The organism is Mycobacterium sp. 852002-53434_SCH5985345 (genome assembly GCF_001667155.1).
In the GTDB taxonomy this organism is placed as follows: Bacteria; Actinomycetota; Actinomycetes; order Mycobacteriales; family Mycobacteriaceae; genus Mycobacterium.
Genome location: NZ_LZIE01000090.1, coordinates 52,654 through 66,975, shown reverse-complemented (window position 1 = coordinate 66,975; position 14,322 = coordinate 52,654). Strand labels below are relative to the sequence as shown.

Annotated in this window: 12 protein-coding genes; 7 read left to right on the top strand and 5 right to left on the bottom strand. The window is 68.9% G+C overall.

The window, feature by feature from the left end:
- The first annotated feature begins 133 nt into the window (after positions 1-133).
- The 3 genes from A5756_RS21900 to A5756_RS21890 are packed head-to-tail and all read left to right on the top strand — an operon-like array spanning position 134 to position 2,482.
- A complete protein-coding gene (locus A5756_RS21900; protein WP_369817364.1) occupies positions 134-1,084 on the top strand; it encodes a GNAT family N-acetyltransferase in 951 nt (316 codons plus the stop codon).
- A gap of 26 nt (positions 1,085-1,110) precedes the next feature.
- Positions 1,111-1,803, top strand: a complete 693-nt coding sequence (locus A5756_RS21895; RefSeq protein ID WP_066957404.1) for a DUF5642 family protein — start codon at positions 1,111-1,113, stop codon at positions 1,801-1,803.
- Between the two features lie 28 nt (positions 1,804-1,831).
- The gene (locus A5756_RS21890; RefSeq protein WP_066957402.1) at positions 1,832-2,482 is read left to right on the top strand and encodes a DUF5642 family protein; all 651 of its coding nucleotides are present in this window, start codon (positions 1,832-1,834) and stop codon (positions 2,480-2,482) included.
- A gap of 110 nt (positions 2,483-2,592) precedes the next feature.
- On the opposite strand, the gene A5756_RS21885 is transcribed toward A5756_RS21890, so the two are convergent.
- Complete coding sequence (locus A5756_RS21885) at positions 2,593-3,198, bottom strand: alpha-ketoglutarate-dependent dioxygenase AlkB (protein WP_197505485.1); 606 nt, start codon at positions 3,196-3,198, stop codon at positions 2,593-2,595.
- Positions 3,199-3,268: 70 nt separating this feature from the next.
- Between A5756_RS21885 and arcA the strand changes: the two genes are divergently transcribed.
- A complete protein-coding gene (arcA, locus tag A5756_RS21880; protein ID WP_066957399.1) occupies positions 3,269-4,480 on the top strand; it encodes an arginine deiminase in 1,212 nt (403 codons plus the stop codon).
- Between the two features lie 22 nt (positions 4,481-4,502).
- Here arcA and A5756_RS21875 read toward each other — a convergent pair whose 3' ends face one another.
- Entirely contained in the window at positions 4,503-6,083 is a 1,581-nt protein-coding gene (locus A5756_RS21875) for a dolichyl-phosphate-mannose--protein mannosyltransferase (protein WP_066957397.1), read from the bottom strand.
- A 25-nt stretch (positions 6,084-6,108) separates the two neighbouring features.
- Between A5756_RS21875 and rsmI the strand changes: the two genes are divergently transcribed.
- Positions 6,109-6,945 carry a 16S rRNA (cytidine(1402)-2'-O)-methyltransferase gene (gene rsmI, locus A5756_RS21870; RefSeq protein WP_066957395.1) on the top strand — a complete coding sequence of 279 codons (837 nt, stop codon included), beginning with the start codon at positions 6,109-6,111 and terminating at the stop codon, positions 6,943-6,945.
- Between the two features lie 4 nt (positions 6,946-6,949).
- Here the strand turns inward: rsmI and A5756_RS21865 are convergent, their stop codons facing one another.
- Genes A5756_RS21865 through A5756_RS21855 form a run of 3 tightly spaced genes read right to left on the bottom strand, consistent with a single transcriptional unit; the run spans position 6,950 to position 10,321 of the window.
- Complete coding sequence (locus A5756_RS21865; protein WP_066957393.1) at positions 6,950-8,203, bottom strand: aminodeoxychorismate synthase component I; 1,254 nt, start codon at positions 8,201-8,203, stop codon at positions 6,950-6,952.
- A 28-nt stretch (positions 8,204-8,231) separates the two neighbouring features.
- Positions 8,232-9,143 (bottom strand): RNA polymerase sigma-70 factor, encoded by a 912-nt coding sequence (locus tag A5756_RS21860; RefSeq protein ID WP_066957391.1) that lies wholly within the window; start codon positions 9,141-9,143, stop codon positions 8,232-8,234.
- The gene (locus A5756_RS21855) at positions 9,140-10,321 is read right to left on the bottom strand and encodes an NAD(P)/FAD-dependent oxidoreductase (RefSeq protein WP_066957390.1); all 1,182 of its coding nucleotides are present in this window, start codon (positions 10,319-10,321) and stop codon (positions 9,140-9,142) included. Before A5756_RS21855 ends, A5756_RS21860 begins: the two co-directional genes overlap by 4 nt.
- A 312-nt stretch (positions 10,322-10,633) precedes the next feature.
- On the opposite strand from A5756_RS21855, the gene A5756_RS21850 reads away from it, so the two are divergent.
- Complete coding sequence (locus tag A5756_RS21850; RefSeq protein WP_066957788.1) at positions 10,634-12,247, top strand: hypothetical protein; 1,614 nt, start codon at positions 10,634-10,636, stop codon at positions 12,245-12,247.
- A 208-nt stretch (positions 12,248-12,455) separates the two neighbouring features.
- Positions 12,456-14,318, top strand: a complete 1,863-nt coding sequence (locus A5756_RS21845; protein ID WP_066957787.1) for a bifunctional diguanylate cyclase/phosphodiesterase — start codon at positions 12,456-12,458, stop codon at positions 14,316-14,318.
- Positions 14,319-14,322: the final 4 nt, after the last annotated feature.

Below are 14,322 nucleotides of genomic sequence, written 5' to 3'. Positions count from 1 at the left end.
TAGACGACGGCAACGCAGGCGGGCAGGTCATGGCACAGCGGTCACCGCGATGCGCAGACCCACGGCGCGACGGTGGGATCGGCGGGCTATCGCAGTGGCCTTGACCGGCGCGCGGGCCGACGAGCTGGCGACAATGGACATCTTCGAGGGATGTCCCGCCTCCGATCTGGTGCCGTTGGCCGCCTCTCTGCAACCGCTGCGCGCGACGGCCGGCCAGGTGCTGATGCAGCAGGGCGAAGAAGCGGTCTCTTTCCTGCTCATCTCGTCGGGCATCGTCGAGATCACCCACGTCGGCGACGACGGCGTGGTCATCGCTGAACACGCATTGCCGGGCATGCTCATCGGAGAGATCGCCCTGCTTCGTCACATCCCGCGGACCGCGACGGTCACCACCGCCGGGCCGCTGACCGGATGGATCGGCGACAATGACGCCTTCGCCCGCATGGTCCACATTCCCGGGGTCATGGAACGTCTGCTGCGCACGGTGCGCCAGCGCCTCGCCGCGTTCATCACGCCGATCCCGATCCGGGTCCGCGACGGCTCGCATCTGATGCTGCGACCGGTGCTGCCCGGTGACAGCGAGCGAACCGTGCACGGGCACATCGAATTCTCCAGCGAGACGCTGTACCGGCGCTTCATGACGCCGCGCCTTCCCACTCCGGCGTTGATGCACTACCTCTCGGAGGTCGACTACGTCGACCACTTCGTCTGGGTGGTGATCGACGGGAAGGACCCGGTGGCCGACGCGCGATTCGTGCGCGACGAAGGTGACCGCAGCGTCGCCGAGATCGCCTTCACCGTCGCCGACGCTTACCAGGGACGCGGGATCGGCACGTTCCTGATCAACGCGCTGTCCATCGCGGCCCGGGTCGCCGGGGTCGAAAAGTTCTCCGCGCGAATGCTTTCCGACAACCTGCCGATGCGCACAATCATGGACCACTACGGAGCGGTCTGGCAGCGCGAAGACGTCGGCGTCATCACCACCGTCATCGACGTGCCCGAACGACGCGACCACGGGTTTCGGCGTGACATGGCCGCAAAGATCGAGCACGTCGCCCGCCAGATGATCGAGGTGGTCGGCTGAGCCCGCTCGTTGTGCTATCAACGGGCATGCGGCCGTTCCGGTTTGGCCCGGTGACGACTTGCGCGATCGCGTTGCTGGTGGCGGCGTGCGCTCACGCTCCGGCGCCCACACCGTCGCGGGCGCCTGCAAAGGCGCCGCCGCCGACGGCGGTCAACCCCGCCAACATCAAACGGGTGGTTCGCGACCTGCCGCCCGGTTACGAGGCGACCACGGGCATTCCCAGCGGAGCTTCCCCCGGAGTGATCTGGAGCCTGGGGCCCGACGCGTCGGATAGCAAGACGCGGCCGCCCCAGTGCGGGACCCTCGCCGACCCCGGGAATGGACGCGACCAGTCGGCGCAGGGCGTGTCCGGTTCCGGCAGCGGCGGCATCGTCGACGCGGTGGTGGTGGCTTTGCCGGGGCCCGTTGACCTGCCCGGCGAGGTCGTCGCCGCGTGTGGCCAGTGGACCATGACCGCCGGGCGCACCACAGCAAGCGTGCACCTCGTCGACGCCCCGCGCATCGATGGCGCCCAAACCGTCGGGATGGTGGCCGACGTCAGGTCGGCCGTCGAGTCGGGCACCGAGATCGATTCGCGCACATACACGTTCACCGCCTACCTGGGCAACTTCTACGCGTTCACCACGTTGACCACCGACCCGGGTTCGGTGGTGGCCGCACTGCCCCCGCAATTCGCCGCCGATCTGCTCGTCAAAACGGTGTCCACGTTGCGCAGCTGACGCATCGGCCTTGGGTAGATTGGCCACGATGTTCAAGGTGGCGTTCACAGTCGCGGTGGTGGGTGTGCTCGCCGGCTGCTCAACGGGGGCCACCTCGGCGAAGGTCGACATCAAGAAGGTCTCCGAGGTCAAGTCGAGCTTCGGGCCCGACTTCAGGGTCACCGACATCGGTGAACGGGGGATCGATCCCAAGGTGTTGTCCGGCCGCAAGCTCCCCGACGGGCTGACGTTCGACCCCGCCAATTGCGCGAAAGCGGCGGCGGGGCCGGAAATGCCACCGGACCTGCAGGGCAACATGGCCGCGATTTCGGCCGAGGGCAAGGGCAACCGGTTCGTGGTCATCGCCGTGGAGACCTCAAAAGCCCTGCCCTTCAACGACCCCGGTAAGGACTGCGCCAAGGTGGCCTTTTCCGGTCCGCAACTGCGGGGCGGCATCGAGGTGGTCGACGCGCCGCAGATCGACGGAACCCACACGCTGGGGGTGCACCGCGTCCTGCAGGCGCTGGTCGCGGGGGGCCCCCGCACCGGCGAGCTCTACGACTACTCCGCCCAATTCGGTGATTACCAGGTGATCGTCACCGCCAACCCGCTGGTGACCCCGGGGCAGCCGGTCGTCCCGGTCGACACGCAACGCGCCCGCGACTTGCTCGTCAGCGCGGTGAAGGCGGTCCGGACCTAGCGCGATTACGGTGAGCGCCGGAACGGCGCGAACAAGGAATCGCGCAATCGGACCTAGCGCGATGACGGTGAGCGCCGGAACGGCGCGAACAAGGAATCGCGCAATCGGACCTAGCGCACGCCGCGGGGCCGGAACTGGATGCTGACGCGCGGGCCCACCGGTGCCGACGTCTTGGGCACGGCGTGCTCCCAGGTGCGTTGACAGGATCCGCCCATCACCAGCAGATCCCCGTGCGCCTGCGGCAGCCGCAACGATGGACCTTTAGAAGGACGTGCGCGCCGGCGCATGGCGAAGGTACGGGTGGCGCCCAGGCTGATGATCGCGACCATGGTGTCCTCGGAGCTGCTGCGGCCGATGGTGTCTCCGTGCCAGGCGACGCTGTCGGAGCCATCCCGGTAGCAGCACAACCCGACCGTGGTGAAGGGCTCGCCGAGCTCGCCCGCGTAGATGTCGTTGAGCCGGCGCCGCAGCCGGGAAAGCAGCGGATGGGGCGGCTCGTCGACGGTGAGGTCGTGAAAGCTGACCAGCCGCGGCACGTCGACCACCCGGTCATACATCTGGCGGCGTTCCTCCCGCCAGGGCACGGTGGATAGCAGGCCTTCGAGCAGGTCGTCGGCCTCGGTGAGCCAGCCCGCGCGGATCTCGATAAACGCGCCGTCACCGAGTTCTCTGCGCTCGGTGTGCTGGAACAGGGAGCCTTGTACCGCCATCTCCACGGGGCCGAGTCTATCGCACATCCGTTCGATGAAGAGGGGACCGGCGGCGTGAGCGGCTACCGTTTTCAGTGTGGATGTGGTTGAGCTGGGCACCAATTCCGAGGTTGGCACGCTGCGGGCCGTCATCCTGCACCGCCCCGGCGGCGAGTTGCGTCGGCTCAATCCGCGCAACATGGACCAGTTGCTATTCGACGGGTTGCCCTGGGTCGCCCGCGCGCAAGAGGAACACGACGAGTTCGCCGAGCTGCTGCGTTCCCGCGGCGTGCAGGTGCTGCTCTTGTCGGACCTGCTGGCCGAGGCGCTGACCCACAGCGGGGCCGCGCGGATGCAGGGCGTCGCCGCCGCGGTCGACGCGCGCCGGCTCGGAGTGCCGCTGGCGCAATCTCTTTCGGCGTACCTGCGGGGGCTGGACGCGGGCAGGCTGGCCCAGGTGCTGATGGCCGGCATGACGTTCAACGAATTGCCGTCGGACATCCGCACCGACGTGTCGTTGGTGCTGCGCATGCACCATGGCGCCGACTTCGTCATCGAGCCACTGCCCAACCTGGTGTTCACCCGTGACTCGTCGATTTGGATCGGCCCGCGGGTGGTCATCCCCACGCTTGCGCTGCGCGCTCGGGTGCGCGAGGCGTCGTTGACCGATCTCATCTACGCCCATCACCCGCGGTTCACCGGGGTGCGGCGCGCCTACGAGTCGCGCACCGCTCCGGTCGAGGGAGGTGACGTGCTGCTGCTCGCCCCCGGTGTGGTCGCGGTCGGCGTGGGCGAGCGCACCACCCCGGCGGGAGCGGAAGCGTTGGCCCGTAGCCTTTTTGACGACGACCTCGCGCACAAGGTGCTGGCCGTGCCGATCGCCCAGCGGCGCGCGCAGATGCACTTGGACACGGTGTGCACGATGGTCGACACCGACACCGTGGTGATGTACGCCAACGTCGTCGACACGCTCTCGGCGTTCACGATCGAGCGCACGCCGGACGGCGTTGCCATCAGCGACGAGGCGCCGTTTCTGGAGGCCGCCGCCAAGGCCATGGAGATCGACCAGCTGCGCGTGATCGACACGGGGTTGGACCCCGTCATCGCCGAACGGGAACAGTGGGACGACGGCAACAACACGTTGGCGTTGGCGCCCGGCGTCGTCGTCGCCTACGAGCGCAACGCGCAGACCAACGCGCGGCTGCAGGACGCGGGCATCGAGGTGCTGACCATCGCGGGGTCCGAGTTGGGCACCGGCCGCGGCGGGCCCCGCTGCATGTCCTGTCCGGTCGCCCGCGACCCGCTTTAACGTCGACATTGCCGCGCGCACACTACCGCCAGCTGGGCAGCCAGATCTCCATGTCCCAAGTCTGCTGCGAAATCGGCAGGCCGGTGAGCACCGGGAAGAGCCAGGCGAAGTTCGTCACCACCAACGCGACGTAGCAGCAGACGGCGATCAGCCCGAGCGTGCGTCGTTCCGAGCTGAACCCGCGGGCGCGGCCCGGCTGGTAGAGGATGTCCCCACAAATCAGCGCGATCCCCATCACCAGGAACGGCGCCATCGTCGCCGCGTAGAAGAAGTACATCTGGCGGTCGATGTCGGCGAACCAGGGCAGCCACCCCGCGCAATATCCGGTCAGCACAACGGCGTAACGCCAGTCGCGGCGGACGAAGGTGCGCCAGGCCGCATAGAGCAGGACCGGGACCGCGAGCCACCACATGGCCGGTGTGCCCACCAGCATCTCCGCCTTGACGCACGACTGCGCGCCGCACCCGGAGACGTTCTGCTGATCGATCGCGTACAGCACGGGCCGCAACGACATCGGCCAGCTCCACGGCTTGGACTCCCATGGGTGGTAGTTCCCGGCGGCGTTCGTCAGGCTTTTATGAAAATCGAAAGCCTTGACGGTGTAGTGCCATAGCGAGCGGATGGCGTCGGGCAGCGGCACCACCGAGTGCGGGCCGATCGACTGGCCCACCTCGTGTCGATCGATCGCCGTCTCGGACGCGAACCACGGCGCGTAACTGGCCAGGTACACCGCGGACGGGACGAGCGCGAGTGCGTAAGCGGTGGGGAGCAGGTCACGCCGCAAAACGCCCCGCCACGGGTTGGGCACCTGGTACTGGCGCCGCGCCGCGACGTCGAATGCCAACGACATCACGCCGATGAACAGCACGAAATACAGCCCGGACCATTTTGTCCCGCAAGCCAATCCGAGCAGGACGCCCGCCAGGAAGCGCCACCAGCGCACACCCAGCCGCGGGCCCCACACCGTCTCGGCGGCGCGCCCCTCGAGCAGCGCGACGTGCATGCGCTGGCGCACCTGATCCCGGTCAACGATGAGCGCGCCGAACGCCGCGACCACGAAGAAGGTGAGAATGCCGTCGAGCAGCGCGGTGCGCGCGGCAACGAAGCTGACACCGTCGCAGATCACCAGCACGCCGGCGATGGCGCCGACGAGCGTCGAGCGGCTGATTCGCCGGACGGTCCTCATCACCAAGACCACCAGCACCACGCCGAGCAGGGCGCCGGTGAACCGCCAGCCGACGCCGTCGTACCCGAAGATGGCCTCGCCGAGCGCGATCAGCTGCTTGCCGACCGGCGGATGGACCACCAAGCCGAACCCGGGGTTGTCCTCCACGCCGTGGTTGTGCAGCGCCTGCCAGGCCTGCGGCGCGTAGTGCTTCTCGTCGAAGACGGGGGTGCCGGCATCGGTCGGCGAACCGAGATTGAGGAATCGGGTGATCGCCGCCAGGACGGCGACCACCCCCGTGACGACCCAGCCGCGGATTTGATCGGTGGGCCCGAAGTCGGCCACCGGAACCATCGGACCCGGGCTGACGACGGGCACGACACGCTCCGGGCCGGCATCTTCTACGTTCAAGGACGCTTCGCGGGGCGGGGCGGACATCGGTGTCGATCGTAGGCTGTCCGTCATGACCACTGGCCGCCTGTTGCTGGGCGCGACCCCGTTGGGTCAGCCTTCGGACGCCTCGCCCCGCCTAATGGACGCCCTCGCCCACGCGGACGTGGTGGCGGCCGAGGACACCCGCAGGGTGCGGACGCTGGCGAAAGCGCTGGATGTCGCCATTTCCGGCCGGGTGATCAGCCTGTTCGACCGGGTCGAGGCGGCCCGGGTGGACTCGCTGATCGCCGCCCTCAAGGCGGGCGCGACGGTGCTGGTGGTCAGCGATGCCGGGATGCCGCTGATCAGCGACCCCGGCTTTCGGCTGGTAGCGGCGTGCGTGGAGGCTGACCTTCCGGTGACCTGTCTGCCGGGCCCGTCGGCGGTGATGACCGCGCTGGCGCTGTCCGGTCTGCCGGCGGAGAAGTTCTGTTTCGAGGGTTTCGCCCCGCGCAAGAAGGCGGCGCGGCGGACCTGGCTGGAGTCGCTGGCCGACGAGCGACGCACCTGCGTCTTCTTCGAATCGCCGCGCCGGTTGGAGGCGTGTCTGCGCGATGCCGTCGACCGGCTCGGCGGTGACCGTCGGGCGGCGATCTGCCGGGAACTGACCAAAGTGCACGAGGAGGTGGTGCGCGGATCGCTCGACGACCTGGCGGCGTGGGCGGACGACGGGGTGCTCGGCGAGATCACCGTCGTGCTCGCCGGCGCCACCCCCCGCGCCGACCTGCCGTCGCTGGTCGCGCAGGTGGAGGAGCTGGTCGCCGGCGGCGCCCGTGTCAAGGACGCCTGCGGTGAGGTGGCCGACGCGAATCCGGGCGTGCGTTCGCGGCAGCTCTACGACGCGGTCCTGCAGTCCCGCCGCGGGTGAGGGGTCAGCCGGCCGAAAACGCGGCGGCGATGCGCGGCTGCCCGACAATGGGGGACGCCTTGTGCAGGCATTCGGCCCATTCGGCGTCGGGATCCGAGTCGGCGGTGATTCCCCCGCCGACGCCGAGCACGGCGCCGCCCCGGGGGTCGAATTCGACCGTGCGGATGGCGACGTTCAGCTCGCATCCGGCCACGGGGGATGCTAAACCGATTGTGCCGCAATATATTCCGCGACGATGCGGCTCCCATTGCGAGAGCAGTTGGCGGGCCCGGTGTTTGGGTGTCCCGGTAACCGAGGCCGGCGGGAAGGCGGCGTCGAGCAGCGCCGAAGTCGGCAGTTCGACGGGAACCCGCGCCGAGACGGTGGACACCAGGTGCCACACGCCGGGGGCGCGCCGGACCACCAACAACTCGGGCACGGTCACGGTGCCGACGAGCGCCACCCGGCCGAGGTCGTTGCGCACCAGGTCCACGATCATGATGTTTTCGGCCACCTCTTTCGCCGACGCCCGCAGCGCGGACGGCCAGGCGTCCAGGGGCAGGGTGCCCTTGATCGGGCTGGAGGTCACGAGCGTGCCGCGCCGCCGCAGGAAGAGCTCCGGGGACAGCGACGCCACCGCGCCCCACGGCCCGGCGAGATACGCCGCGCGAGCCGGGGAGGTGCGGGCGATGCCGTCGGCGAAGAAGTCGAGCGGGGCGCCCGAGACCGTACCGGTGAAGTGCGTGCACACGCACGCCTGGTAGACCTCGCCGGCGCGGATGGCCTCGAGGCAGTTAAGCACCCCGTCGCGGTGAGCCGCCCGATCGGAGGGCCCCCAGTCGATCCGGCAGTCGCGCTGCGGCGGCGGCGCGGTCGCGAGCGCGGCCGCCAGCCAGTCCGGCATCGGCGCGCCCGACAGGCTTTCGTACCACCACTGCCCGTCCCGGTCGCGGCGCAGGACGCAGTCGGTCCAACCGCCCGCGGCTTCGGGGATCCGGTTCGGACCGCCCTCGGCGCCGGGATCGGGATAGGAGAGGTAGCCGATCCAGCCGCCGCCCACCGCTTGCGAGTCGACCGTTTGCGAATCGAGCCGGACCGCGAAGGCCGCGCCGGGATCGACCGGCTGCGCCGACACGCTCGGGGCGATCACCGCCAGCGCGCCGAACCAGTCGCCGGTCAGCGCGGCCGGCGGCGGCAGGCCGAGGCGTGCCGTGGCCTCGCCCACGGCGCGCAGCACCTGCGGTGCGGCGCCATAGTCGCCGAGCCGGTCGATACGCACCGCCCTAGCTTGACAGAAGTGCGGTCACCTAGCCGCGGCTGACGTCACGGGCGGTCGCCAGCGCCACCAGCTTGTCCGGGTTGCGGGTCACGTAGAAGTTGGTGATCTTGTCGTCGGCGATTTCCAGCGTGATCACCCCTTCGAGGTGATCGCCGAGGTAGAGCAGCACGGCCGGCGCGCTGTTGCACGTCACCATGTCGACGCGGAACTCCGCGAGCTCCGTCGCCTTGCGGATCAGGCCGACGATGGCCCGGGCCACCCGATCGGCCCCCACCACCGGCCGGCGCGCCGCGGACACCTTGCCGCCGCTGTCCGCCGTCCAGGTGGCGTCGGGCGCGAGCATCGTCATCAGCGTCTCCACATCGCCGGTGGCCGCCGTCGCGAGGAACTGCGCGGTGATCTGCTCGTTGCGTTGCGGGTCCGTCGCGTCGAACCTCTTCCGCCGCGCCCGCACGTGCTCACGCGCCCGGTGCGCCACCTGCCGGACCGTCGGTGCCGGCTTGCCCACCGCCTCGGCGATCTCGCCGTAGTCGAAGCCGAACACCTCGCGTAATACGAACACCGCCCGCTCGTCGGGACTCAGCGTCTCCAGCAGGACCAACATCGCCATCGAAATCGATTCCGCCAGAACGACATCGGTGGAAGGATCCTGCTCGTCGAGCAACAGCGGCTCGGGCAGCCACGGCCCCACATAGTCCTCGCGGCGACGCGCGTCGGCGCGCAGCGCGTTGAGGGCCTGGCGGGTCACCAGCTGGGCCAGATACGACTTGGTGTCGCGCACCGTCGACAGGTCGACCGCCGCCCACCGCAGATAGCTGTCCTGCAGCACGTCGTCGGCTTCGGTGGCCGAGCCCAGCATCTCGTAGGCGATGGTGAACAGCAGCGGCCGCAGCACGGTGAACCGTTCCGCGTGCTCACTGCCGGCCGGTGGGGGCGTCATCGCAGGGCGATCTCGGCCGGTGTCTGCGCGGGCCTCTTGCCGCCCTTGAGCCAGAGGTAGGAGCCGGGCTTGGCGGCCTCGCGCCGGATGGCCCACAGCGTTCCCTTGCAGATGACCTCTTTGATGGACGCGCCGGTCCGGCCGCCCAGCGCCATGTTCACCGGGGTGTCGTCGGTGCGCGACAGCTGCACCGTGCCGTAGGTGCGGCCGAGGCTGATGCACTGACCGACGAACGCCTGACTGAGCGGGGCCGGGGCGGTTCCGGCGATGCGGTTGAGCACGGTGTTGGCGGCTTGCGCGCCCAACGGCCCGGCGGCCTGGCAACTCATCCGCAGGGGCTGTCCCGACGGCGCGGCGGCGTCCCCCGCCGCGACGACGTAGGGGTTGTCCACACTGGTCAGCGTCTCGTCGGTGAGCAGCCGGCCCACCGCGTCCGTGCTCAGCCCGCTGCGCGCGGCCAGGTCCGGCACCGTGAATCCGGCCGTCCAGATGGTCGCCGCGCTCGGCAGCACGGCGCCGTCGGCGAGCACCACCGCGTCCCAGCGCACCTCGGTCACCATCGCGGATTCCAGCACGATGACTCCGAAGCCGCGCAGGCGCTTGGCGACCGAGCGCCTGCCCCGCTTGCTCAGCGACGGGCCGAGCGCGGCGCCGCACACCAGGGTCACTTGGCGGCCCTGTTCGGCCAGCTCGGCGGCCGTTTCGATGCCGGTCAGGCCGCCGCCGACGACCGTGACGGGCGCGGCCAGCGGCAGGTCGACAAGCGCATAGCGCAACCGCTGCGCGCTTTCCAGGTCGGACACCGCGTACGCGAAGTCCGCGAATCCGGGCACCGCCACCGGCGTCGCGCCGGTGCTGCCGACCGCATAGATCAGGTAGTCGTAGTCGAGCTCGGCGCCCGAGGACAGCAGGACCCGCCGCGCGGTGGCCTCGATGCGGTCGACGGTGTCGACGACCAATCGGATGCCCTCGCCCAGCAGAGTGGCGTAGTCGGCGGTCGCGGCGCCGGTGTCGGCCACCAACTGATGCAGGCGGATTCGCTCCACGAAGACGGGGCGGGAGTTCACCAGGGTGATGTCGATGTCCGGACGTTGACGTAGATGGTTGGCGGCCAGTGTTCCGGCGTACCCGCCTCCGACCACGACGACATGAATTTTCTGGGCGGTCACCTCGGTCATTGCTGTCTCCTGTTCTCACGGGCCTGATGCCCTCGAGACACCGCAGGCCGGCCGAGCGTGACAGGCCCGCCCACATTGTGACGCGTCTCACGGGAGCCGCCTCCCGGGCAGGACCGCACTGCGTCGGACCGGGGGCGGCCCAGGCCGTGCGTGTTACGCTGCGCTACGCCAATTCGTGACCTGCCCCGCGTCGGATACACGCACCGGAAAACCCAGGCAGTATGGGCCCACTTCAGTGAGCACCGGTGTGTGTTGGGAGAAGCAAGCGTGAAGACGAGGAAGAGCGCGCTGGCCGCTGTCGCGTGCACGGCGATGGTGCTGAGCGGATGCGGTGGCAAAAGCGACCCCGGCCCGCTGTCCGCGATGGTCAGCCCGCCCATTCCGCCCACCGCTCAGGAGATCCCCAACCCACTGCGCGGCCAGTACGAAGAAGGCTTGAATCCGCTTTTCCCACAAGGCAATTCGGCGCAACAACGGTACGCTGCCTGGCCCGCGTCGGATGACGCCAGCTTGCGGGTCTCGTGGCGGCAGTTGCAGCCGGTCGACCCGCGCACGCTGCCCCCCGACGCTGCCGACGATCGCAGGTTCGACTTCAGCGTGATCGACGACGCGCTGACGAAGCTCGGCAGCCGGAACATGCGGCTGACCCTTGGCGTGTACGCCTACAAATCCTGTTGCAACGATTCCTATCCGGACAACACCAACATCGCGATTCCGGACTGGATCCGCTCCGCGGCCACCAGCTATTCCGGCGCACCGAACGGTTCCGGACCCGGTGTGGCACAGGTGGTCCCGAATTGGAATGACGCCGCCTACCTGAACGGTTTCGAGCAGCTGCTCGCCGCGCTCGGGCGGCGCTACGACGGCGATGAGCGCCTCAGCGTGTTCGAGTTCTCCGGATACGGTGATTTCGGCAAGACCAGCCTCGCGTACGTGCGTGACGCGCTCGGTGCCCCCGGACCGGCGCCGGACGACAGCGTGCCGAAGTTGGGCTATTACAGCCAGTTCCGTGATCAAAGCATCACCAAAGCGTCCATCGGGCAACTGGTCGCGGCGAACGTCGGCGCGTTCCCCCATACCCAACTGGTGGTCACCGGCGAGAATCCGGAGATCGTCCGCGAGTTGTTCGCCGACGACGTGACGAAAAAGCTGTCCGCACCGATCGGCGTCCGCGCGGATTGTCTTGGGGTGCAGTCCCCCCTGCCGGAATGGGCCGAGTCCAGCGACTCGCACTACGTGCGGTTCAACGACGCCGCCGTCAACGCGATCAAGCAGCGGCTCACCTCGGCGCTGGTGATCAGCCAGTGGTGCCGGTTGCCTAACGGGACCGACCCGCGGTCGTACTACGAGAAGGCGCTGCACGACGTCGTCAGGTATCACGTCTCGATGACGGCGAGCGCCGACTTCCCCGACCGGGATGCGACGTCGGCGATGGACCCCAAGCTCTACCTCCTGTGGGCCAAGGCGAACACCTCGGCCGGTTACCGGTATTCGGTGGAGGCCAAGCCGGGATCGCAGTCCATCCAGGGCAAGGTGGCTTCCATCTCGGTCGTCTGGACCAACTACGGCTCGGCGGCGGCCACCGAGCAATGGGCACCCGGTTACAAGCTGGTCGATTTCTCGGGGGCGGTGGTGCGCACCATTCCGGCGACGGTCAATCTCAAGACGCTGTCGCACGACGACTCCAGTCAGTCACGCGAGGAGGCGGTTCCGGAGTCGTCGACCGAGTCGGTGCGCGTCGACGTCACGGGCCTGGCGCCCGGGCACTACACGCTGCGCGCGTCCGTGGAATGGCAGCAGCACAAGCCGGGCGCCTCGCACGTGGTGAACTACACGCCGATGGCGCTGGCCCGCGACGGCCGCGACGGTTCCGGCCTGTATCCGATCGCCACCCTGGACATCGCGAGCGACGCCTCCGGTCAATGACGCGCAGCGGCCCCGCGAGGACCGCCTTTGTGACCGTCAACCAGCGCCGCGGGAAGTTGCTCGTTAGCCCGGATGCCGCGGGTACTGCGTGATACGTTTTGCTGACTGAAACCGATCGTGACCTGCTGCCCGGGTCCGCGTAAACACGGGATCCGCCCCGAGACCGTCCCCCGCCCGGCTGGGATGCATGCCCGTATCGGAGGAGACCGTGCCGCGCAGCCTGGACCTGGTCGTCACCTCCGTCGCCACGCAGCTGATGGAAGCCACGGCAGCCACGGCCACCCTCGTCAGCCAGAAGGTGCTCGCGCAACTCGTCGAGCAGTTCGACGTGGACGCCAGCTTCCTGCGTCACCACGACCCGCAGACCCGGGCCTCGGCGCTGGTCGCCGAGTGGCCACCCAGGACGGACGCCGCGGATCCGGATCCGACGACCTTCGCCCAGCTGGACATCGCGGAGTCGGTCCTCGCGCAGTGCGGGCACGGCCGCAAACCGGTGGTGATCCGGCCGGCGCAGTCGAAACGCTATTTTCGGCGCCGGCCGGGCAGCGCCAAAGTGGCCGCCTCGCCCTCGGTGGCCGCCGCACCACTGGTCTCGGGTGAGACCACCACTGGCTTGCTCGGCTTCGTCAAGTTCGGCGCCCGCAAGTGGGAGCAAGATGAGATCAACACGCTCGAGGCCGTCGCCGCGCTGTTCGCACAGGTGCAAGCGCGCATCGCGGCCGAAGAAAAGCTCCGCTATCTCGCCGAGCACGACGATCTGACCGGCCTTTACAACCGTCGTGCCCTGGTCGCGCACCTGACCGAACGGCTGTTGGCGGGAAACCCGGGGCCCGTGGCAGTGCTGTACCTCGACCTCGACCGGCTCAAGCCGATCAACGACTACCTCGGGCACACCGCCGGTGACTGGTTCATCCGGGTCTTCGCGCAACGCATCCGGATCTGCGCTCCCAACAGCACGATCGCCCGGTTGGGCGGGGACGAGTTCGTCGTCGTGCCCGACCAGCCGATGACACCGGAAGCCGCGGAGTCGTTCGCCCGTCGCCTCTCGGCGATGCTGTGCGAGCGCCTGGCCGTCGGCGGCCACGTGATCAGCCGGACGGTCAGCATCGGGCTGGCGGTGGGTGCTCCGGGGCTGGACAACTGCACCGACCTGCTCCGCCGGGCCGACGAGGCGGTGCTGACGGCGAAACGCGGTGGCGGTAACCAGATTGCGGTGTCCACCGACGACATGTCCCTCAAACGCGCGTTCCGCAACGACATCGAGCTGCATCTGCAGGGCGACATCGGCAGCGAGGCGTTGCTGCTGCACTACCTGCCGGAGGTGGACCTGTCGACGGGCGCCATCGTGGGCGCGGAGGCGCTGGTGCGGTGGCGGCACCCGATTTGGGGGCTGCTGCTGCCGGATTCGTTCATCGGGATCGCCGAATCGACCAACCTGGCGATGGAGTTGGGCCGCTGGGTGCTGCGCAGCGCATGCGCCGAGTTCAGTCGCTGGCAGGCCAACGGTGTCGGGCGGGAAGCCGTCATGCGGATCAACGTGTCGCCCATCCAGCTCATCAGCCGCGGGTTCGTGCGCGACGTCGCCGACACCATCGAGGAGTTCGGCATCGAAGCCGGCTCGATTTGTCTGGAGATCACCGAGCGCGCCGTGGTCCACGACATCGATACCACTCGAAAAACCCTGGCGGAGCTCAAGGAAGTCGGGGTCCAGCTGGCCATCGACGACTTCGGCACCGGTTATGCGGTGTTGTCGCACCTGAAATCCCTGCCGGTCGACATGCTCAAGATCGACACCGGATTCGTGCGCGATCTGGGCAACAACGCCGGTGATTTGGCGATCGTTCGCGCGATCATCGGGCTGGCCGAGGCGTTTGGCCTGGAAGTGGTGGCCGAGGGAGTTGAAACACCGGACGCGGCAATGATTTTGATGCAGCACGGGTGTCGCCGGGCGCAGGGTTTTCTGTTGTCGCGCCCCGTCCCCGGCGATGAGATGGAAGCGCTGCTGGCCGCGCGGTGGCTGCCGATGCCCTTTTTGGCCGACCTCAAGGCGTTGCCGACGAGCGCCATCTAGCATC

Coding starts and splice junctions, on each gene's coding strand:
- A5756_RS21900 (WP_369817364.1), top strand. CDS start 134: ATGGACATCTTCGAGGGATGTCCCGCCTCCGATCTGGTGCCGTTGGCC.
- A5756_RS21895 (WP_066957404.1), top strand. CDS start 1,111: ATGCGGCCGTTCCGGTTTGGCCCGGTGACGACTTGCGCGATCGCGTTG.
- A5756_RS21890 (WP_066957402.1), top strand. CDS start 1,832: ATGTTCAAGGTGGCGTTCACAGTCGCGGTGGTGGGTGTGCTCGCCGGC.
- A5756_RS21875 (WP_066957397.1), bottom strand. CDS start 6,083: ATGTCCGCCCCGCCCCGCGAAGCGTCCTTGAACGTAGAAGATGCCGGC.
- rsmI (WP_066957395.1), top strand. CDS start 6,109: ATGACCACTGGCCGCCTGTTGCTGGGCGCGACCCCGTTGGGTCAGCCT.
- A5756_RS21860 (WP_066957391.1), bottom strand. CDS start 9,143: ATGACGCCCCCACCGGCCGGCAGTGAGCACGCGGAACGGTTCACCGTG.
- A5756_RS21855 (WP_066957390.1), bottom strand. CDS start 10,321: ATGACCGAGGTGACCGCCCAGAAAATTCATGTCGTCGTGGTCGGAGGC.
- A5756_RS21850 (WP_066957788.1), top strand. CDS start 10,634: ATGGTGCTGAGCGGATGCGGTGGCAAAAGCGACCCCGGCCCGCTGTCC.